General features: G+C 31.9%; 20 protein-coding genes. 13 read left to right on the forward strand and 7 right to left on the reverse strand.

Features of this window, described 5'->3' with window-relative positions; translation table 11 throughout:
* Nucleotides 1-4 precede the first annotated feature (4 nt).
* The 8 genes from BN2665_RS20190 to BN2665_RS20225 all read left to right on the forward strand — a co-directional run bounded on the left by BN2665_RS20190 (nucleotide 5) and on the right by BN2665_RS20225 (nucleotide 8,915).
* Nucleotides 5-1,279: a beta/alpha barrel domain-containing protein gene (locus BN2665_RS20190; protein WP_055668918.1), complete on the forward strand. Its 1,275-nt coding sequence runs from the start codon at nucleotides 5-7 to the stop codon at nucleotides 1,277-1,279.
* On the forward strand, nucleotides 1,276-2,448 hold the full coding sequence (gene menC / locus BN2665_RS20195; protein WP_055668919.1) for an o-succinylbenzoate synthase: 1,173 nt from the start codon (nucleotides 1,276-1,278) through the stop codon (nucleotides 2,446-2,448). The genes BN2665_RS20190 and menC overlap by 4 nt, the downstream gene beginning before the upstream one ends.
* Before the next feature lie 98 nt (nucleotides 2,449-2,546).
* Nucleotides 2,547-3,560 carry a hydroxyacid dehydrogenase gene (locus BN2665_RS20200; RefSeq protein ID WP_055668920.1) on the forward strand — a complete coding sequence of 338 codons (1,014 nt, stop codon included), beginning with the start codon at nucleotides 2,547-2,549 and terminating at the stop codon, nucleotides 3,558-3,560.
* A gap of 71 nt (nucleotides 3,561-3,631) precedes the next feature.
* A complete protein-coding gene (locus BN2665_RS20205; protein ID WP_055668921.1) occupies nucleotides 3,632-4,903 on the forward strand; it encodes an ABC transporter substrate-binding protein in 1,272 nt (423 codons plus the stop codon).
* A gap of 71 nt (nucleotides 4,904-4,974) precedes the next feature.
* Nucleotides 4,975-5,919: a carbohydrate ABC transporter permease gene (locus BN2665_RS20210; protein ID WP_207643702.1), complete on the forward strand. Its 945-nt coding sequence runs from the start codon at nucleotides 4,975-4,977 to the stop codon at nucleotides 5,917-5,919.
* Between the two features lie 44 nt (nucleotides 5,920-5,963).
* Entirely contained in the window at nucleotides 5,964-6,800 is an 837-nt protein-coding gene (locus BN2665_RS20215; RefSeq protein ID WP_055668922.1) for a carbohydrate ABC transporter permease, read from the forward strand.
* Nucleotides 6,801-6,825: 25 nt separating this feature from the next.
* Nucleotides 6,826-7,758, forward strand: coding sequence for a Gfo/Idh/MocA family protein (locus tag BN2665_RS20220; protein ID WP_055668923.1), 933 nt, complete (start codon nucleotides 6,826-6,828; stop codon nucleotides 7,756-7,758).
* Between the two features lie 20 nt (nucleotides 7,759-7,778).
* Nucleotides 7,779-8,915: a GNAT family N-acetyltransferase gene (locus tag BN2665_RS20225; protein ID WP_055668924.1), complete on the forward strand. Its 1,137-nt coding sequence runs from the start codon at nucleotides 7,779-7,781 to the stop codon at nucleotides 8,913-8,915.
* A 45-nt stretch (nucleotides 8,916-8,960) separates the two neighbouring features.
* Here the strand turns inward: BN2665_RS20225 and BN2665_RS20230 are convergent, their stop codons facing one another.
* The 3 genes from BN2665_RS20230 to BN2665_RS20240 are packed head-to-tail and all read right to left on the reverse strand — an operon-like array spanning nucleotide 8,961 to nucleotide 13,090.
* Nucleotides 8,961-10,697 carry an NADH-dependent [FeFe] hydrogenase, group A6 gene (locus BN2665_RS20230; RefSeq protein ID WP_055670022.1) on the reverse strand — a complete coding sequence of 579 codons (1,737 nt, stop codon included), beginning with the start codon at nucleotides 10,695-10,697 and terminating at the stop codon, nucleotides 8,961-8,963.
* 20 nt (nucleotides 10,698-10,717) lie between these two features.
* Complete coding sequence (locus BN2665_RS20235) at nucleotides 10,718-12,613, reverse strand: NADH-quinone oxidoreductase subunit NuoF (protein WP_055668925.1); 1,896 nt, start codon at nucleotides 12,611-12,613, stop codon at nucleotides 10,718-10,720.
* Nucleotides 12,614-12,625: 12 nt separating this feature from the next.
* The gene (locus BN2665_RS20240) at nucleotides 12,626-13,090 is read right to left on the reverse strand and encodes an NADH-quinone oxidoreductase subunit NuoE family protein (RefSeq protein ID WP_423229885.1); all 465 of its coding nucleotides are present in this window, start codon (nucleotides 13,088-13,090) and stop codon (nucleotides 12,626-12,628) included.
* 433 nt (nucleotides 13,091-13,523) lie between these two features.
* Between BN2665_RS20240 and BN2665_RS20245 the strand changes: the two genes are divergently transcribed.
* Entirely contained in the window at nucleotides 13,524-14,735 is a 1,212-nt protein-coding gene (locus BN2665_RS20245) for a serine/threonine-protein kinase (protein ID WP_055668927.1), read from the forward strand.
* A 169-nt stretch (nucleotides 14,736-14,904) separates the two neighbouring features.
* Nucleotides 14,905-15,258, forward strand: a complete 354-nt coding sequence (locus tag BN2665_RS20250) for a hypothetical protein (protein ID WP_055668928.1) — start codon at nucleotides 14,905-14,907, stop codon at nucleotides 15,256-15,258.
* Between the two features lie 162 nt (nucleotides 15,259-15,420).
* Here the strand turns inward: BN2665_RS20250 and BN2665_RS20255 are convergent, their stop codons facing one another.
* On the reverse strand, nucleotides 15,421-15,606 hold the full coding sequence (locus BN2665_RS20255) for a hypothetical protein (RefSeq protein ID WP_055668929.1): 186 nt from the start codon (nucleotides 15,604-15,606) through the stop codon (nucleotides 15,421-15,423).
* 270 nt (nucleotides 15,607-15,876) lie between these two features.
* Here BN2665_RS20255 and BN2665_RS20260 point away from each other — a divergent pair, with 270 nt between their 5' ends.
* Nucleotides 15,877-16,635 carry a LytR/AlgR family response regulator transcription factor gene (locus tag BN2665_RS20260; protein WP_055668930.1) on the forward strand — a complete coding sequence of 253 codons (759 nt, stop codon included), beginning with the start codon at nucleotides 15,877-15,879 and terminating at the stop codon, nucleotides 16,633-16,635.
* The gene (locus BN2665_RS20265) at nucleotides 16,628-17,893 is read left to right on the forward strand and encodes a sensor histidine kinase (protein ID WP_055668931.1); all 1,266 of its coding nucleotides are present in this window, start codon (nucleotides 16,628-16,630) and stop codon (nucleotides 17,891-17,893) included. The genes BN2665_RS20260 and BN2665_RS20265 overlap by 8 nt, the downstream gene beginning before the upstream one ends.
* 8 nt (nucleotides 17,894-17,901) lie before the next feature.
* Here the strand turns inward: BN2665_RS20265 and BN2665_RS27140 are convergent, their stop codons facing one another.
* Both BN2665_RS27140 and BN2665_RS20270 read right to left on the reverse strand, forming a co-directional pair.
* Complete coding sequence (locus BN2665_RS27140; RefSeq protein WP_154674998.1) at nucleotides 17,902-18,045, reverse strand: cyclic lactone autoinducer peptide; 144 nt, start codon at nucleotides 18,043-18,045, stop codon at nucleotides 17,902-17,904.
* Nucleotides 18,046-18,122: 77 nt separating this feature from the next.
* Nucleotides 18,123-18,686, reverse strand: coding sequence for an accessory gene regulator B family protein (locus BN2665_RS20270; RefSeq protein WP_055668932.1), 564 nt, complete (start codon nucleotides 18,684-18,686; stop codon nucleotides 18,123-18,125).
* Between the two features lie 315 nt (nucleotides 18,687-19,001).
* Here BN2665_RS20270 and BN2665_RS20275 point away from each other — a divergent pair, with 315 nt between their 5' ends.
* The gene (locus tag BN2665_RS20275) at nucleotides 19,002-19,928 is read left to right on the forward strand and encodes an alpha/beta hydrolase (RefSeq protein ID WP_055668933.1); all 927 of its coding nucleotides are present in this window, start codon (nucleotides 19,002-19,004) and stop codon (nucleotides 19,926-19,928) included.
* A gap of 56 nt (nucleotides 19,929-19,984) precedes the next feature.
* On the opposite strand, the gene BN2665_RS20280 is transcribed toward BN2665_RS20275, so the two are convergent.
* Complete coding sequence (locus BN2665_RS20280) at nucleotides 19,985-21,397, reverse strand: PH domain-containing protein (RefSeq protein ID WP_055668934.1); 1,413 nt, start codon at nucleotides 21,395-21,397, stop codon at nucleotides 19,985-19,987.
* Between the last annotated feature and the right edge of the window lie 5 nt (nucleotides 21,398-21,402).

The raw sequence follows: 21,402 nt of genomic DNA on the forward strand, positions 1-21,402 counted from the left end.
AGCCATGGAGAATATTTATGTACTTCCTAAAGACATGACTATAGATTCAAATAAACAGGCTATGATAGAAGAAGACTATAAAAGATTTTCTGAGGAAGGCTTATGGAAGGATATAGAGAGTTATATATTAGAAAGATATAGCATTGATATATCAAGCTCTTATGCTGATAGAAAGATTAGAAATCCTTTTGGAATTGCTTCAGGACAGCTTTCCTGTAATATAAATCAAGTGAAGAATTCTATCGATAGCGGCATAGGCTTTATAGTATTAAAAACAGTTATATCAGAAGATCCCTGTGGAAATTCCATGATGGAGCAATGGAAAGTAGAAGCCCCTAAAATGGTAGTAGAAAAGATAAAAAGTGCTAGAGGTGAGGAAGGCTATACTGTTACTTGGAAAGGGAGAGGCTGGACAAAAAGCTTCGAAGAATATTTAGAATTTATGGAAGAAGCCTTAGCATATGGTAAAGAAAAAAACGTAATTGTTATACCTTCCTGTAAATTTAACTTACCAAAGGATTTAGAAGAAGCGTTTAATATAGAAGAATATAAATACACATTAAAAGAGCTGTTAAGTAGCTGGAAAAATGTAATGGGAAAGGAAAAATTAATTTTAGAAAAAGATTTTAGTCCTACCCTAGCAGGCTCTGATATAAGCAAAAGCAAAAACAGCATAATCAGATGGATTAAAGAGGTGCCCTCTATAATAAAAGAAATTGCAGGAGAGGATAATATAGTTTTAGGTTTAAAACTAAACAACACTGTTTTTGAGTATGAATTTCAAATAGAGATGTTAAAAGAAGCCTTTAACAATAAAAAAATAGATTATTTAATATGTTTTAATAGACTCTTTGATAATAAGAAATCCTTCGAGGGTAAGGTTGGAGTAGCCTATGGAGGCTATGATTTAAGTGATAGAAATTTAAAAACCTTAACAGATTTTAGGAGAGAAAATTACATTTTAGATAAAATCATACCTATAAGCGCTACAGGAAATATAGAATCAGGTAAAATGATGATAGAATATGCCTTAAGAGGCTGTGAAAATGGACAAATCCATACCTTCTTTCAGGTTCCGGCAGAAAATTTTGGGCTTAAAAAAGGTCATAGAGTAGAACGTGCGCTTAATGAACTTTTATTTAATCCAGAAAAAGGTCTTATAAAGGCTATGCTTTATCTGGAGAAAAAAGCAATAATCAAAGCTCTAGATGGAGTATTAAGATTTAATAATATAAATATTGCTTATGATGAAATAAGGGACTGGGGGAAGGAAATATGATATTAGAGAATGCAAGAATAGATGATATTGAATTATATGAAGTTAAAATACCTTTAAAAATACCTTTTCAAATTAGTGGAGGTGTTAGTTATTTCAGAAAATCTCTTATCATAGTGTTGCACAGTGGGGAATATGTAGGCTATGGAGAGGCGGCACCCTTTGAAGAACCTTACTATTCCTCAGAGACTATATCTTCTGTAAAGATGCTCTATTTAGAGCTTTTATTTAAAAGGATATTAGGAGAAGAAATAAATAGCATTGAACATATAAATGATATACTAAGCAAAGGGGTAAGAGGAAATAACTTTGCTAAGGCTGGTATGGAAAATGCTTATTGGGATTTACTATGTGATATAAATAAAATATCCTTAAAGGAGTTAATAACTTATAAGTTAAAGCAACTAGAAGTTAATGAAGAGTATATAAATAATGAGGATTATATAGAGTCAGGAGTTTCCGTAGGGATTCCTATAGATAATAGTATTGATACTTTAAAACAGTGGGTAAAAGAGTATATCGAGGAAGGTTATAAGAGAATAAAGATAAAAATAAAGCCAGGTTGGGACATAAATGCATTGAAAGCGGTAAGAGAAGTCATTGGAGATTTTCCTCTTTGGACAGACTCTAATTCCTCCTTTAACTTTGAAAAACATAAGGATATGTTTAAAGCTATGGATGAATACAATTGTTTGTTTCATGAGCAACCTTTAAACCATGACGATATATTAGATCATGCTAAATTAGCTAGATACATTAAAACACCTATATGTTTAGATGAATCTTTGAAATCAAGTATTATAGGAGCGCAAGCTTTGGAGATAGAAGCGTCCCGCATATGGAATGTTAAGATCCAAAGAATAGGTGGATTACTAGAAGGATTAAAAATATACAAACTTGCTACCAATAATAATGTTAAACTTTGGGGAGGTACAATGCCAGAGTCTGGTATTGGAGCTATTCCTATAATGAATCTTTCAAGCTTTAAGGGATTCTGCTATCCGGCGGATGTAGAGGCTAGTGAAAGATGGTATGGAAAAAATCAAGATATTGTAGAGATTAACATGAATAAACAAGGGCAGATTTACTTACCTAAATGCAATGGGATACAGGAAATAATAAATTGGAATAATTTTAAAAACTTTACTACAAGGATCTATTCATCAAAATAGCAAAAAACGTAATATATTAGAGGATTTTTGCAAATGGTGTAGAATAATATATTTAGGACTATTAAAGGACATGACTTAATAATAAGGGGTGATGAAGCTTGGATAAAAAGAAAATTTTTATAGCATTGCCGAATAATAAAGAAAGAGAAACCTTTTTTACAGAAAAAGTCTTAAACTATATTGAAAATATAACTAATGTAGAATTTTTATTTAATCCTACGAAAGACTATATAGATCATGATAAGTATAAGTATTTAGAAAATATGGATGGCTTAATTTTAGGATGGGGATGCGGAAAATATCCTTCTGAAATACTAAATAGGTTTCCTAAATTAAAGATTGTGGGGGTCTTAGGAGGAGCATTAAGTCCATATATAGATCTAGACTTTTTTAGTATGGATAAAATACTGATTAACAGTGCAGATGTAATGGCACAGTCAGTAGCGGAAGCAACTTTAGCCTATATGCTTACAGCTTTAAGAGATATAAGTTATTATGATTATTCTATGAAGCATCTAAAACCTTGGAGAAGCAATGATTTTGAAAATCAAGGGTTGTTTTATAAAACTATAGGGCTTATAGGGTTAGGAGCTGTGGGGAAATATTTATTGGAGATGTTAAAACCATTTAATGTAAAGGTTTTGATTTATGATCCTTACTTAGATTTCTCTACCCTTAATTATAACAATGTAGAAAAGAAGAGTTTAGATGAAGTTCTGATAAATTCCGATATAATATCTATACATGCTGCCTATACTGAGGAGACTCATTATTTAGTAGACTATGAAAAAATTAAACTTATGAAAAAGAATGCTTTATTAGTTAATACAGCAAGAGGTCCTATAATAAATGAAAAGGATTTAATAAAGGCTTTAGAAGAAAAACATATAAAAGCAGCTTTGGATGTATTTGAACAGGAACCCTTAGAGGATACTAGCCCTTTAAGAAAATTAGACAATGTAGTATTAATACCTCATATGGGAGGGCCAACAGTGGATGTAAGACAATATATGACATTGTCTTTGATAGATAATATGATAGATTTTTTTAATAACAAGCAAATAAGCAATATAATCACTGAGAATAGATTCAAAATTACTTCTTTAGCATAAATAGTTAAAGGTATTAAACTGAAAAATTCAGTTTAACATTAAAATAAAAATATAAGATAGGGGGAAAGATTATGAACAAATTTTTAAAACTAGTGAGCACAGCATTAACTACAGTTATGCTAGTAGGAACTCTTGCTGGCTGTGGTGGCAAAAAAAGTGCTGATAAGGAGGGAAAAGAAACAGTTACGGTATGGGTACATCCTTTTATGAAGGATCAAGGTGAAGAACAAAAAATGTGGCAGAGTTTTGTGAAATCCTTTGAAGATAAAAACCAAAATATAAAAGTTGACCTTCAAACAGTACCTTGGGCTAATAGAGACCAAAGATTACTTACAGCTTTTTCAGCAGGCAAAGGACCTGATGTAGTTTATCTTATCACAGATCACTTAGCACAATTTGGAACTATGGGAATAATAGAACCTCTTGATAAATACGTTACAGAGGATATTAAAAAAGACTTTCCAGAAAAGATTTTAAAAGGAGCCACAGTGGATGGTAAATTATATGGAATACCTATGCTGCAAACAGTAATGGCTTATAATTATAATTTAGATTTGCTACAGAAGGCGGGATGGGATACAAAAAAACTGCCTGAAACCTGGGAAGATCTCATGAATATGAGTAAAATGGTAAAAGAGAAAACTGGAGCTTACGGTATGGCTATGACTTTAGGAAATACTCCTAATTCAACTTATTATCCATATTTGTGGCAAGCAGGTGGAAATGTGATAAATGACAAGGGAGAATACACTTTAGATAGTGAAGCTGGAAAGAAATCCTTACAATTCATGAGAGACTTATATGCTAATAAATACGTTCCCGAGGATGCAGCTACAGCTTTAACAGAACATGATGCGTTATTCCAAGAGGGAAAAATAGCTATGATATTAAGTGAAAATTTACCAAGCGTATTTAAGGAGTTACCTTTTAAATATGATGTTGGTCCAGCTCTAAAGAATAAAGAACAAGTATTATTTGGAACATTAGGTTCCTGGGCCTTAGCTCATAACAGCCAAAACAAAGATGCAGCTGCTAAATTTATTCTACATCTAACAAGTGCAGAAAACATGAAAACTTTCTTAACTAATACAAAATATATACCACCAAGAACATCTTTAGGAGATATGTACAAAGATGATCCATATTTAAACAAAGTTACTAAACTAGCTGAGTTTGTTAGACCAGGGGTGGTGCATCCAGCAGGCAGAAGCATATTGTCCTTATTGAATCCAGAGATTCAAGCTGTTGTTTTAGGACAAAAGACTCCTGAAAAAGCAATTTCAGATGCTAAGCCAAAGGTAGAAAAAGCTGTTAAAGACAGTTTGGATCTTAAACCACAATAAAGTTTATATAGCGAGTTTGGGGTTGCCTTAATCCCAAACTTACTTATTAATCTCTGATAGGAGGAAAAAAGGTGGCTAGAGAAATTAAAACTGAAGCATACTCTTTTAATGCGAATAAAAGACCTTTATTTAAAAAAATATTAAGAGAATTAAAATTAAATTTGTTTTCATACCTAATAGTATCTATTGTATTGATACATTTTTTAATTTTTAAAATTATTCCTTTTATAGGTACCTTTGTACTCAGTTTTTTAGACTATAGATTTATAGGTAAATCGAAATTCATAGGTCTGAAAAACTGGTCAGAAATGTTGAGTGATCCTGTATTTTACAAGTCATTATGGAATACATTGCTTTTTACAATATATTATGTATTACCTACTTTAGTTTTAGGCTTAATTTTAGCTCTTCTTATTAATTATAAAAATAAAAATACAACTATATTCAAAATTGTATACTTTTTACCTGTGGTCACTTCTTTCGTAGTTGTAGCAGGAATATGGAAATGGATATTTACCTCTTATGAGAATGGTATCGCAAATTATTTTCTGAAACTATTCAGAGTACCACCACAGAGATTTTTAGCTGATACTAAAGTAGCATTACTAGTTTTAGCAGGACTTAGTATATTTAAAGTAGCTGGCTCTGTAATGATTTATTACTATGGAGGATTAAAGCAAATTCCAGAGTCTTTATATGAAGCAGCAGAAATTGATGGAGCAACGGGTTTGAAAAAGTTTTTTCATATTACTTTACCTTTGCTTAAACCAACTACTTTATATGTAGCTATAATGACTACCATAGGTTCATTCCAAATTTTTGATTCTGCTTATTTATTAACTGGAGGTGGACCCAATTACTCTACTACAACTATAGTTTATTATATATACCAACAAGCCTTTGTTCAGTCAAGGTTAGGTTATGCTAGTGCTCTATCTTTTGTATTGTTTATTATTATTTTAGTAATTTCTATACTTCAGAAGAAGACCATAGGCGGAGATGCTAGTTACTACTAAAACTAAGCTTACCTCAACTTTAAATTTATTGAGGAGGAATAAAGTTGAAATATAATTTAATGTGGAAAAATAAAATTAAAAGTAGCACTATATATCTTATGATGATTATACTTGGGTTATTATTTTTATTCCCTTTTATCATAATGGTGTTGGGAAGCTTACAAAATAAATCTTATTTTAGTGGAAGCCCTTCAAATTGGATGCCAGATAAGATAACCTTAGAAAATTTTAAGGTAATAATGAGAGATGGATATATAGGAAAGTGGTTTTTAAACTCAATGATAATATCTATAATACCTGTACTTACTTCAGTGATATTATGCACACTTTTAGGGTATATCTTTGCCAAAAAAAATTTCTGGGGTAAAAATGTTATATTTTGGATGTTTTTATCTATGATAATGGTACCTAGCCAAATGTTGGTTATGCCCAATTATATATTGTTTGATAAGCTAAATTGGATTAACACTTATAAGGTATTTTTGATACCTAACTTATGGGATATAACTGGTTTTTTCTTGATGAGACAATTTATGCTCTCTGTGCCAGATAGTTTAATAGAGGCAGCTAAGTTAGACGGAGCAAGCGAATTTCAAACCTTTTGGAGAGTGATAGTACCTCTTTCAAAACAGCCTATGGCCACAATTTCTATATTTAGCTTCATAGGTCATTATAATAATTTATTCTATCCGTTGATATTCACCACAGATGCTAAGATGTATCCTATGAGTGTAGGAATAGCTTCCTTGATGACCCAGAATGCCTCTTTTAGCTTGCAGATGGCTGGGGCAGTATTAAATTTCTTACCTACATTAATAATTTTTGTTAGTATGCAAAAATATTTTACTCAAGGTATGGCTACATCGGGTTTGAAAGATTAATCTCATGAAATAAGGAGTGTCTTAAATGAAATTTGGAATTTTAGGTCTTAGCTTATCACATCCATATACTTTTGCAAAGCTTCTGCAAAAGTTAAAGCATGAAGTGGCATTTGTATGGGATTATGATTATGAAAAGGCAAGGAACTTCGGTGAGAGGTTTAATATAAAGGTAATAAAGGAATTTGAGGATACCTACAAAGAGCATATAGACGGAGTATTTATAGAAGTAGAAAGCCATAAGCATGTAGAGGCTTCAATACCCTTTGTTAAAAGAAAAATACCACTATTTATTGACAAGGTTATGGCATTAAATATTGAGGACCTAGAAAGAATTATAGCATTAAGCAAGCAAAATAACTCTATAATCATGACTTCTTCAGCTATTTCTTATAAAAGAGAATATAGGGAAGTTAATGAATTGGTTTCTAAAGGAGAATTTGGGCAGATGATTAATGCCACCTCCTTTGTGTGCCACGATATGAGCAATTATTTAAAAGAGGAAAATTCCTGGCAGGACCAAATTGAAAAAAGTGGAGGAGAACTTTTAAACTTTGGAATTCATGGCATAGAACCAGTTTACAATATTTTAGGACCCGGTATAGAATATGTAGAGGCTAATTCAGAAAAAGTAAAATATGAACAAGCTCTATCAGAGGATAATGGTATTGTAAAGCTAAAGTTTAATAATGGCTCCATAGGAATGATTATATTAACTGCCATAGCTGAGCATTATGGCTTCAACACCATGATAATAGGAACGAAGAAAAAATATTTCCTAGAAGAAAAATATGAAGAGGATCCTTTGGGATATGAGGCAATGATAAGAGCTTTTATTAAAGGCATAGAGAATAATACTTATCCCATACCCCTTAATAAAATAGAAGAATTAATAAAAGCTATGATAGCTATTAGAATGTCCATAAAGGAAAACAGAAGAGTATATCTTTATGAACTATAGAGATTTAAGAGGTGAAGGTTATGATTATAAGAGAATGCAGGGAAGAAGAACGACAAGCAACCATAGCTCTGATTAATAGAGTTTTTAGAGAGTCAGAGAATTTAAAACCTACCATGCAGCTAGAGTTTCCTTTGCTTTTAGGGGCAAATAATGTGGAGCATATGATAATTGCCATAGAAGAGGATGAGGTTATAGGCTGTGTGAATTATTATATAAGCAATATAATTATAGAAGGTACTTCCTTAAAAGTGGCTTCCATTGGTGCTGTTTGTACAGAGGAAAGATTTAGGGGAAAAGCTATAGCCTCTAAGCTTTTAGATTATGTGGAAAATAAAATGATATCAGAAGGAATACTTTTTGAAATAATCTCCGGTAAAAGAGGGCTTTACCTTTCTAGGGGAGCTAGTTCCATAGGAAAAAGCTATGAGTTTGAAATTAATAAGTCCATAAGTTTAAAGGATACTGCCTTTGAGTTTGAAGACTTTAACGAAAAGAACCTTGAGGATATCATAACTTTATATAATGGAGAAATAAATAGATATTATAGAAGCTATGAAGAATTTGTATTATTCAAGCAAGGAGCTACCTATAATTGGGGAAACCTTGAGTTCTATACTCTATGCCTCAAGGAAGAAAATAATATCATAGCCTATGTGGTGGTAATGGTTGATAGGAAAACTAATAAAGCCTTAATCAAAGAGTTTTCAGGTGATAGAAGAGCATTAGCCTGTTCCTTACCGAAGCTATATAATATGCTGAAAGTGGAGGAAGTAAGCTTGTTTTCTACTTGGAAGGATACTATAGTTCCACTACTTAAAAAGCAAGGATCAGTTTGCAGCGAAATCGACCAGTACTGCTCTATAAAGGTTTTAGATTATGAAGCTATGATGGAAAAGTTTATACCTTATTTTTCTCAGTATTTAAACCATGAAGAACTACAAGATTTAGAGTTTAAAAAGATAGATCAAAATTACATCATAAAATTTAAAGAAGAGGTAATAGAATTAAAGTCTATAAAAGAAGTGAATAGACTTATTTTTGGAAGCTTAGATTTTAATCTTATGGATTTATGCAGTAATGATAAAAAGCTTTATGAGGTGTTAAATAAAGTATTTCCTATACCTTTTGTCTGGATGTGTAACATGAATTTTATATAAAAAATAGGAAGGGCTTATTTTACCTTCCTATTTTTTATATAGAGATTATTTTCTCTTCTTATAGTGAGTATGAAGCAATTCATGAGCCTTTTCACCATAAGGCTTTCCTAAAAATTCATCATATAAATTCTTGATATATGGATTTTCATGAGACTTTCTTATGGTCTTATTCTTATCTTCCTTATAGATAGCTTTCATTCTCTTTTGCAGGATTTCTGTATTTCCATGGATATATGGCTGACCACCACCATCGATACATCCTCCTGGACAAGCCATGATTTCAATTAGGTGATAATTTGCTTTACCTTCTCTTATAGCTTGAAGAAGCTTTCTAGCATTACCAAGTCCGTTAGTTATAGCCACCTTAACGTCCAAATCTTTAATTTTTACAGTAGCTTCTTTAATACCTTGAAGCCCTCTTACTGCTTCAAAGTCTAGACTTTCAAGAGGCTCCTTAGTTACCCACTCGTAAGCAGTACGTAAAGCTGCTTCCATAACACCACCGCTAGTACCAAAGATAACCGCAGCACCAGTGGACTCTCCTAAGGGATTTTCAAAAGCTTCATCTTCTAGGGAGACAAAATCTATACCAGCCTCTTTTACCATTTGAGCTAATTCTCTTGTAGAGATAACTATGTCTACATCTGGCACTCCATTTCTAGCCATTTCAGGTCTTGCAGCCTCATACTTCTTAGCAAGGCAAGGCATAACTGAAACCACTATTAAATCCTCAGGCTTAACTCCCATTTTTTCTGCTAAATAGGTTTTTGCTATAGCTCCAAACATTTGTTGAGGAGACTTACAAGAGGATGGAATATCTAGTAAATCGCTAAAGTTTTGTTCTATAAAGTTTATCCAAGCAGGACAGCAGCTAGTAAGCATAGGAAGTCTTCCGCCATGCTCTAATCTGTGAATAAATTCTGTGGCTTCCTCCATTATAGTTAGGTCTGCCGCAAAGTCGGTGTCAAAGACCTTGTCAAATCCTAAGGCGCGAAGGGCAGCTACCATTTTTCCTGTGACTAAAGTTCCGGGCTCCATACCAAACTCTTCACCAAGAGCTGTTCTTACCGCAGGAGCAGTTTGCACTATAACAGTTTTACTTTTATCGTTTAGAGCGTCCCAAACCTTTGAGACATTATTAACCTCAATTAGAGCACCGGTAGGACAGACACTTACGCATTGACCGCAGAAGGTACAGTTAGTTTGAAGCATAGGAAGCTTAAAAGCAGGGGATACCACAGTTTCAAAACCTCTGCCTACAGCAGATAGGGTACCCACAGTTTGTACTTCATTACACATGGTTTCGCAGCGTCTGCATAGAACGCATTTATCCAAATCTCTGATTATGGAGTAGCTAGAATCATCTAAATCATAGGTAGATATATCACCCTTATATTTTATTTCAAAAATTCCAAGCTCTACAGCTAGTTTCTGAAGATCGCAGTTTGTACTCTTTTTACAAAGCAGACAATCTTGAGGATGGTCTGAAAGTAAAAGCTCTACCATATTTCTTCTGGCTTTTACTGCTTTTATGGAATTTGTTTTTACTATCATGCCCATGGACACAGGGGTACAACAGGCTGGAGCAAGATTTCTTCTGCCTTCTACTTCTACCACACAGACTCTGCAAGAGCCAGGATGATTTACAGTTTTGTTATCGTGAAGATTAAGATGGCAGAGGGTAGGTATATTTATATTTAATTTTTTAGCAGCTTCTAAGATGGTAGTACCTTGTTCAACCTCTATGGCTTTTCCGTTTATTATTAAATTAATTAAACTCACAGTGCACACCTCGCTTCTCCTTACTTTTTAATGATTGCGCCTACAGGGCAAGCAGTGAAACAGCTTCCACATTTGATGCATTTAGCAGCATCTATGGTATGCTTTGTTTTAACACTGCCAGTAATACAATTTACTGGACAATTTCTAGCACATTTAGTACATCCAATACATTTATCAGTAATCTCATATTGAACTAAATTCTTACATACACCAGCAGGGCAACGTTTTTCCTTAACATGAGCTTCGTATTCATCCATAAAATATTTCATAGTGCTTAAAACTGGGTTTGGAGCAGTTTGTCCAAGTCCGCATAAAGCAGTGTCCTTTATGGTTTCAGCTAGCTCTTTTAGCTTAATTAGATCCCGTTCAGTACCTTGACCGTTTGTTATCTTTGTTAGTATTTCAAGAAGTCTTTTATTACCAACTCTACAAGGTGTACATTTTCCGCAGGATTCATCTACGGTAAACTCTAGATAGAACTTAGCTATATCCACCATACAGTTGTCTTCATCCATTACTATCATACCGCCAGAGCCCATCATAGAACCAATGGAATTTAAGGATTCATAATCAATAGCTGTATCTAAGTTAGAAGCAGGTATGCATCCGCCAGAAGGACCACCAGTTTGTACAGCTTTAAATTTACGTCCGTTCTTTATGCCGCCGCCTATATCATAGATTATTTCCCTAAGAGTAGTTCCCATAGGTACTTCCACTAGCCCTACATTGTTTATTTTTCCTGCAAGGGCGAATACCTTAGTTCCCTTGGAAGTATTTGTTCCAATAGAGTTATACCATTGAGCTCCATTAAGGATGATAGCAGGTATATTTGCTAAGGTTTCTACGTTATTTACGCAGGTTGGTTTCTCCCATAACCCGCTTTCTGCTGGGAAAGGAGGCTTATTAGTAGGTTCTCCACGGTTACCTTCTATAGAATGAATTAATGCGGTTTCTTCACCACATACAAAGGCTCCAGCGCCATATTTTATCTTTACATCAAAATCAAAGCCAGTACCCATGATGTTTTTGCCAAGTAGCCCGTACTCTTTAGCTTGGTTTATGGCATTTCTAAGTCTGCTTATGGCAAGAGGATATTCCGCTCTTATATAAACGCAGCCTTCAGAAGCGCCTATGGCATAGCCTGCAATAGCCATAGCCTCAATAACACTATGAGGATCTCCTTCTAATATAGAACGATCCATGAAAGCGCCTGGGTCTCCTTCGTCAGCGTTACAAATTATATATTTTTGATCTGCTTCATAGATTTTAGCGAAAGACCACTTTTTACCAGTAGAGAAGCCTCCTCCGCCTCTTCCTCTTAAGCCAGAGTCTATGATTAATTTTATAACCTGATCTTGAGTCATTTCTGTTAAGCATTTTCCAAGAGCCTTGTAACCCTCAGCTGCGATGCACTCTTTTATATCATCAGGATTTATAAGTCCACAGTTTCTAAGAGCTATACGATTTTGCTTCTTATAGAAGGACATTTCATCTTGTCTTTTAACCTTCTCTTTAATGGTAGGTTCCTCGTATAAAAGTCTATCTATAACTTTTCCCTTTAAAAGATGCTCATTAACTATTTCAGGTACATCGGAGGGTTTTACATGGACATAAAAAACATTATCTGGAAGTACTTTTACTATAGGACCTTTTTCGCAGAAACCGAAACAGCCTGTAGGATAAACAAATACTTCTTCAGATAAATTTGCTTCTTTCACCTGGTTAATAAGATTTTCTAAAATAGCATGACTCTCTGCAGACTTACAGCCTGTACCATGGCAGACTAGTACTGTTCTTTCACACTTAGCATTCTCTGCTTTTACTTCTTCCTCATGAGAAATCTGACGAATTTTTAAAGAGTCTTTTAAGTCATCATATAAATTTATAAGTTCATTAAAGGAATTAATTTTACTCAAAGTTTGTCCCTCCTATTCTGAATATTCAGCCAATACTTTTGGCACTTGATCTTTGGTAAAATGTCCATACACTCTATCATTAATGGTTACTACAGGAGCTAGACCACAGGCCCCTACGCATCTCAATACTTCTAAAGTAAATTTGCCATCAGGAGTAGTTTCGCCTACTTTAATGTTTAATCTATTTTGGAATTCTTCAAGCACAGAGGCAGCGCCCCTAACAAAACAAGCAGTACCCATACAAACATTAATTACGTATTCGCCTCTAGGCTCTGTAGCAAAATAGGAGTAAAAAGTAACTACACCATAGACTTTAGAAAGAGGTATGTCCAGTTTTTCAGCAATAAAATTTTGAACTTCATTGGGCAAGTACTTGAAAATTTCTTGAGCTTTATGAAGTACTTCTATTAAAGCTCCCTTTTTATCAGATAAGCTGTCGACATAATCCGATAAAATAGCATATTTTTCGTCATTAATATGGTTTTGGCACAAAGAAAACTACCCCCTTATTTATATAATTAGGAAAATATATTAAAATTAATTAAATTATAATGTAACCCTTTGCAGAAATCAATGATAAAATTTTAACATCGATAAAAAATATTTAATTTTCTAAATATAATGAATATTTTTCGCATTGTTCTAGTTTTATCCACAGAAATTTAGAAAGTTTTCATTATTAAATCTATGCTTTTAATTTTAGAATGAGTACAATATTTTGCTTAAAAAATTTTCTGTACTCCTTTGAGGATTATGAGGGGAGGTTTTATCTGTAAGCATTTTTGTTGAAAAATAGTCAAAGTCTTAATTTGTCGAATATAATAAAATAAATTTTAAAAGATACCCCCCTAAAAATGGAAGTGATTTACGTATATATTTAGTACAAGAATAAAATTTTAAGGAGCGTACTATGCTTAGTAAAGGATATATTCTAGATGATAGATATGAGGTCATAAAAGTTCTAGGAAGTGGAGGCATGGGAAAGGTTTATTTATGCAAGAATATTAGATTAGATAATCTTTGGTCTATAAAGGAAGTTGAGATAGATTCCAATAATAATATGGATGTACTAACAGAGGCTGATATATTAAAGGATTTAGATCATCCTTGTATACCTAAAATTGTGGATAGATTTTATGAAGATAAAAAGGTTTATATGGTTATGGAATATATTGAAGGGATGACTCTTAAAGAATATACTAAGAAAAATAGTGATCTAGACATAGAGAGGTTTTGCCAAATTATTTTAAAAATATGTGATATTATTAGTTATCTGCATGGACTAAATCCTCCAATAATATATATGGATTTAAAGCCCTCAAATATAATAATAACCCCCACTGAAAAAATAGTACTTATTGACTTTGGTATTTCCAGAGTTAACAGAGCCTCAGATACTATACCTATAGTAAAAATAGGATCTAATGGCTTTGCGGCGCCAGAGCAATATGGTTTAGGGAAAACCTCAGAACAAACAGATATCTATGGTATAGGAATGGTGATGTATTTTCTAGTCAGGGGGAAAGCGGCATCTACTCCTTTAGAGCCTCTTATGGATGAAAATTATGATATTAACATGGACAAGGATTTAAAGAGAATAATACAAAAAGCTGTCCAAGTAGAACCTAAGGATCGTTATACTTCTGTGGAAGAGCTAAAAGATGATCTTAGGGGACTTAATAGCAAAAGTGAATACGAAAAAACGAGAGTCTTAGGTAGTATGGATATTGATAGTAATAGTAATAGTAATAGTAATAGTAATAACAATGACCCTAAACCTAAGCAGACGAGCAAAAAACATAAAATGCCATCTAATGTTAGACTAAAGAAAATTTCCTTAGTATTTTCAGCATTGGTGATAGCTTTCTTTTCAATATTATATGTGACAAATGCGTTTAATAATAAAACAGAGGATGAAAAAATTCTATCAGAACCAGAGGTAAAGAGTAAGGTAGAGGAAACTACCCCAGTAGTAATACCCCAGCAGCCTAAAGTAGAGCCTGCAGTGGAACCAGCAAAGGAAGCTATAAAAGAAGATGAAAACAAGGATAAGGATGAAGAAAAAAATACAGAATGGCCCATTAAAGGAAAAGGGAAGTATAAGGAAAAAAAGAAAAAGTGATGGAAATTAAATATATAAATTTTAATCATTTGTTCCTTCCTTATGGGAGGAATTTTTATTTTTAAGCACACTTTTATATAATTATTAATACAATAAATGTTTATATTTGCAAATGATTCATGATAAACTTAAATAGAATTATGGCATATTTGATATGGATATTGTTCTGGTGAATTATCATTCTACACAACTTAAGGCTAAAGAGATCTTTAAGGCCATTAACATAAAAAATAGTGTTTCACAAAACTTTAGTGAAATTAGTATTAAAGATAATAATACAAGATATCCTGATTATTGGCTTACTGATAAAAAGTTGAATGCTAAACGTTTTAAGAATGTTTTTATTATATCTACAAACCAGGATGTATTTATAAAGTTTGCATGTGATATTGAGTATATGATGATAGAAGAAGATGGTGAACAGTATAATTTTGATTTTCATATCCATGAAGATTTAATAGGTACATCAAAAGATAATGGATTTAATTTTTTGTATTATTATCGAAAGGAAAATGAAGAATAAGCAATCTTATTTGAGTAATAGCTTAGGAAAATTTTTAATTATCTATTGAATTATTACCAAAATTTGTGATATACTTATTAAGTGAGCGGATTGCGGGACTGTGCAATTGGCTTATGATGTTATGAATAAATATTCTTTAAAGCAATAGGAAGCTTGGCAGAGCTACTTATTGCTTTCTTTTTTGTCAATATTTAATGTAACTTCAGAGGAGAACTCATCCTTCTTAACAGTTGTCTTTGCTTGGAACAAAGCCTTCATTATATCTTGTCTATAACAGAATCCAAGCAGCATAGCAACAATTCCGAATATCGTTACACATAAAATAGTAATAATAAAATTTAGATTCACAAGACCACACTCCTTTTATAAATATATGGATAGGTGCAATCTGCTCACTTTTTGAATAGAATTTAGAAAATGATATATGTTTGTAGCTTAATTATAGCATATATCCTTTTAAATCATATTGTAGATTACATGAAAACGCTAATTTTTGTAATTAATTTCGGTAAAAATTTAATCCTATTAACTAAATTGTTAATTTTGCAGGAAGGTATTTATGAATTAATATAGAATATTTAATTAAGGACAAATCAATATAAAGGGGCATGATACTATATGTACAATATATTAATTTTAGAAGATGATTGTATTCAGTTGAGAACCCTGTCAGATATTATAAAACAATCAAGCGACATGTATCAAGTATATGAAGCCACTAATACTGCAGAGGCTTTTAAAATAGCTCAGCAGAAGATGATTAATCTTTTCTATATTGATATTAATTTAAAAAATGAATCAGGTCTTAATTTTGCTCTCGAAATAAGAAAAATAAAAAAGTATGGACTAACCTGGATAATATTTGTGACGATTTACAAAGAGTTTATGCTTTCAGCCTTCAAGAAAATTCATTGTTATGATTATATACTAAAGCCTTATAATAAGGAAAACATCCAAAGGATAACAAAGTTTTTGCTGTTAGACAGCTGTGAACAACTTGCTGTCACGGAAACCATGGAGAAATTTATAATCGTTCCAATAAAGAACATCCAGGTAAAGATATTTATTAATGAAATAATTTTCGTGGAAGTTTTTATTAGAACCTCGATAATTCATACCATAAGCGGTTCTTTCACCATAGACTATTTATCACTTAAGAAACTAAATTCAATGATAGAAGATAAGAACATCCTTCAGAGCCATAGATCTTATTTGGTTAATATTAAATATATCAATAAGATTGAAAAAACTAATGATAAAACTTCTTGCAAGATTTATTTTTATAATACTGATGAGACCGCATTATTAGGAAACAATTATAAGAAGTGTATAATGGACCGGTTTAATAATATTGTGGGTGGGGAGATAGATGAGTGATAGTAAGATATTCATCCTAATATTCCTTGAAGTAGGAAGTTATATGCTGCTGTGGAACATGTTTAATAAAAAATATGAAAAGAGATTATGTAAAAGTGCCCTCATTGTATTCTTTACTTCATTAGTAGTTCTAATTACAAATTATATTTATCCGCCTTTACAATTTTTAGTTAATTATCTGTTTTTACTTCTAGCTATTAAGTTTACATTTAAGAAGAATACAAAGTATTTATTGTTAGAGTTCGGTTTGGTTCTGGCCATTTTTGGCATAATGCAGCTTACTTTAATAATTGTACTGAGGTTGTCCATTCCAGCCTTTATGGCCAAGGATGACTTCATATGTTTACTTATTGCCAACCTCATCTGTATGCTTTTAAGTTTTTATATTTATGGATATGTATCTTATGGAAAACTAATGATTTTCTTTAAGCAGGAAAATTGTAAAATATACTTTTTTTCTGTGAATCTTCTTATTTATATAGTCACTGCAAAGTGGGTATGGAATTTTAAAAGGCATGAGTTCTTAGATGAGATTGCACTGTATCTTGTTATTCCTATAGTATTTATTTTAGCAAATTTGTTTTTTCTCGAGTATCAGATGAAAAATAACGAAATAAAGAAGTCACTGGAGGAGTATCAGAAATATTCTCCTGTAATATCTAAGCTATTAGAGGATGCGAGAAGGAGACAGCATGATTTTAAAAATCATTTGAATACTGTTTACAGTCTTGTTATAGTATCTGATGAAAAAAGTTTGAAGGAAACTATAGTACAATATATGGATTCTCTTAGTGCTTCCATGGAAAATATGGAGAAGGTACTTCAAATAGATAATACTGTGGTAACAGCTATTATATACAATAAAATAAATGAGGCTTCAAAGAATAGTATTGATTTTAAGTATACAATTCAAGGGGATTTTAAATTTCTTTTTAAGGATTATGAACTATCAGAGGTTTTAAATAATCTTTTGGATAATGCCTTTGAAGCTGTTTTAAGTTCAAAAGATGATTTGAAAAAAGTATTCTTAAATATAGGCTGCCTTGGAGAGAATTGTATCATAGAGATCGGAAATACAGGGAAAAGAATAGGATTTAATGATATCGGTAAAATTTTTAATGCAGGATATACTACTAAAAAGGGAGAAAATCGTGGATACGGATTATATAATGTGAAAAAAATAGTTGAGTCCTACGGAGGTAGAATCCAACTATCTTTTGAAAACAGCTATACAGTTTTCAGTATTAAATTGCCATAGATTAGGTACTATTCTTCCTTCAAGCATTGTGGAATTTCAGGCTCTCCAAGAAATAGAAAAGAGCCGTACCATGGAAATACAAAGGAAGTTACGGTGAGGCAAAGTGCGCATAATATAGCTTTTCCTCTGAAGATGTTAAGTAATTTTTTCATAATTTTCCTCCTTTCAGCCGGAGGCATAGAGTAGTTAACATTACTCGCCCCAGCTCGCAATCTACTTATTAAATAGGTTATAGCTTCGGCTTTTTAATCAGCACAAGTTGTATATTTTGTATTAATATAGTGCTGAAGCCGCAGTTTATATAGGGAGTGCTTTCTAAAAACAATAAAATAATGGTCCACAAAGCCACAGATAAAGCTGCCATAAACTTGTATTGCAGCTTTTTTTTATTATTTTTTATAGGTCTCCTTACACTGCAGATTGGAGCCCGGATTAAAACTATCAGAAAACTTACTATGCCAATAAGAAGGTAATATGCTACAGGAAGTCTATAAATTAAGGGAGCAAGCACACTAGTAGAGATAAACAGCAGCGCTGTTATAAGCAAACAATTTAAAGCTCCCTTTAAGTGCAATCCACCAGCAAAGACCCTTGTAGATAGCAGTATGAGTAAGGAAAAATAAAAATAGTTTTGCTTATGTATTATATTAAAAAATAGTACTAGAGAAATAATTTTAAATCCTTCGCTTAAAAGTATACTTAAGCCATACTGTATCCTTGCTCTGTCTTTAACATTGTTGTAGGCCTCGGTACAAATTAGAGAGGTAAGTTGTAAAGCCAATTTATCTATCATTTTCAATGCACCACCTAGAAAGTGAAAACACTTTAATTTTAAAATATATTCATTTAAAGAGGTTTATTTATATAATAATATGATTTAAATTATGAGATTAGTACAATATAAGATTAGATTTAATTTAGTATATTAACTTCAAGGGATTTTTCAATTGTAACAGTAGCACCACTATGCATAGCAGTATGGAAGATGAATAAATGATGAAATTTTGCAAACAATTATAGTGTATTTTTTATTCAGATAAACTCTTAAGGTTCAGGCAAGAGTTAAACATATAAACTATATTAATCAAAAGATAATGAGGGGATTTGAATGATATTCATAACTGTAATTATTTTATTTAGCTTTGTTTTATTAATGATGTTTTTATTTATACTCTGCTACTACTTATCGAAAAAGATTACTCGTCCTAACACTCATAAATATGAGGAAACTTATCAGTGGGAAATAGAAAGTGGGAGAATTTCAGAGGAACAACTAAATAGATTAGAAAAAGAAGAAGTTTTTATTGATTCTCCTTACGGCTACAAAATTCATGGTTTATTTTTTCAAAATAGAAATTCAAAAAGGGCCATTATTCTCTGCCATGGCATTACTTGGAGCTTATATGGTTCATTAAAATACGTGGAAATGTTCTTAAATAAAGGGTTTTCAGTATTAGTTTACGATCACAGAAATCATGGTTTAAGTGGCGGTAAGGATACTTCCTTTGGATATTTTGAAAAATTCGACTTAAAGGCGTGTACTGACTGGGTATTTAAGCAGCTTGGCAATGATAGTGTAATTGGGCTTCTAGGAGAATCCATGGGAGCTGGAACAGTTCTGCAAAATATAGCTATAGACTCACGAATTAAATTCTGTATTGCAGATTGCGGATATTCAGATATTATTACCTTATTTAAATATCATTTGGCAAAAGATTATAAGATTAAAAGATTACCTTTAATAGAAATCACTAGTATCATTACAAAGCTAAGAACTGGGTGGAGCTTTAAAGACATATCTCCTATTCAGTGCATCTCAAAAGTTGATACTCCTATATTATTTACCCATGGTGGAGAGGATGATTTTGTACCTACTTGGATGAGTGAAGAGATGCACAAAGCCAAAAGGAACTTTAAGGATTTATACATAGCTCCCAAGGCAGCACATGTGGAAACTTATTGGAGAAATGCGGAGGAATATGAAAAGCGAGTAGATAAATTTCTAATAGAAAATAATATTATAACAAATGATTAATTTTTCTAGAATAAGATATGGCCTCAGAAGTATTATGCTCTGAGGCTATGCTTATTCTAATAATCAAATTTACTTCCTATCTCCTCAAACAGAGAAGCCTTTATATTCTTTACTTCTATAATGTCAACTAGCTTATTAGCATAATAATCTATAATATAGGTACCTACCTTCTTTTTTCTTTGAAAATAGTTTGATTTTATAGACAAGGATTGTATGCTGCTGATTTTTACTGTGCATATTGTTTTGTTAAAGCCACCAGATATAGAGGTTAGTATTTTGTTGTTAAAACCTATGGCTGAGTTCCTATAATTTAAATAGCTGCTTATTATTATCAATGGTAACAATAAGAATAAAATAGCAGCTTTGTTGAATATCAAGGTTATTATAGAAAGCGCTGTTATACTGATAATCAAAGGAACTACGATAAAGCTACTTAAGGTATTTTTAGGAGCTGAACTTACCTCCCATTGTATTTGAAGCTCTGGAAGCAATTCAGAGATTAAAGTATTTAGTAGCTTTTTATTTGCTATGGGATAAAGAATAGCTTCTTCTTTTTCTTCATTTCCATAACCAATGGAGCTAACCTCTACATTATACAAACCAAGCTTTTGCTTAAGAAGATTTTGTTTTAATATCAAGGCATGGACATTGTTAATAGGTAATGAATAGGACTTTGTGCTTATTAAACCATATTCAATTCTTATATGCTCTTTTGCCTTATATACTTTAAAGTCATAAAATTTAATTATAGTACCTATAATAGATAGAACTATACATAACATCCATACTATTAAAAACACTTTTACCATGGATACAATAAGAGAAGGAATTGATTGCTTTATTACCTGTTCAAGTTTTATATAAGAATATAGAGTATCCTTGAATTCTATATTAAATAACTTTAATATGTCGTCTAAAAAGGCAGATAGTGAGAAGAATATACCTATGCCTAAAGCTAAATTATTTTTAGTTATAGCAGTTAAAAATAGTTCTTTAAAGGAGGCTTTGAATACTGTGGCATTAGTCGTATTTAAATTATCCTCTTGAGAAGACTTTAATAAAATATCTTTTGTGTTAATAGCAATAGATTTTTTAAGTACTATATCTATCTCAGACTCTTTAGCCTGAGTACTTCCACTATCAATTTTCAATCTATAAGTATTAAATATTTTTTGTATAAGATTTTGACTAAAATCTATAGTAGCTATCTTATCCATGGATAAGCTTAGTACCTTTTTTTGAAATAGGCCTGTTTCATAAATAAGAGTATCTTCTTTTATATAAAAATAGGTTTTATACCATTTTATAAAGGAAAAAACTATTGTTAAAATGAATAGAACTATCAAAACAAACAAGGTTCCTGGGTTAGGTCTTACAATTATTATTATATATAAAAATATAAACTCTTTAATAGTTTTAAATACATTCATAATTACAGAAGAAATATGGTTTCTAATAGGTTCTCTCATAATAT

The sequence above is a fragment of the Desnuesiella massiliensis genome (assembly GCF_001403615.1).
Taxonomy (GTDB): domain Bacteria; phylum Bacillota; class Clostridia; order Clostridiales; family Clostridiaceae; genus Desnuesiella; species Desnuesiella massiliensis.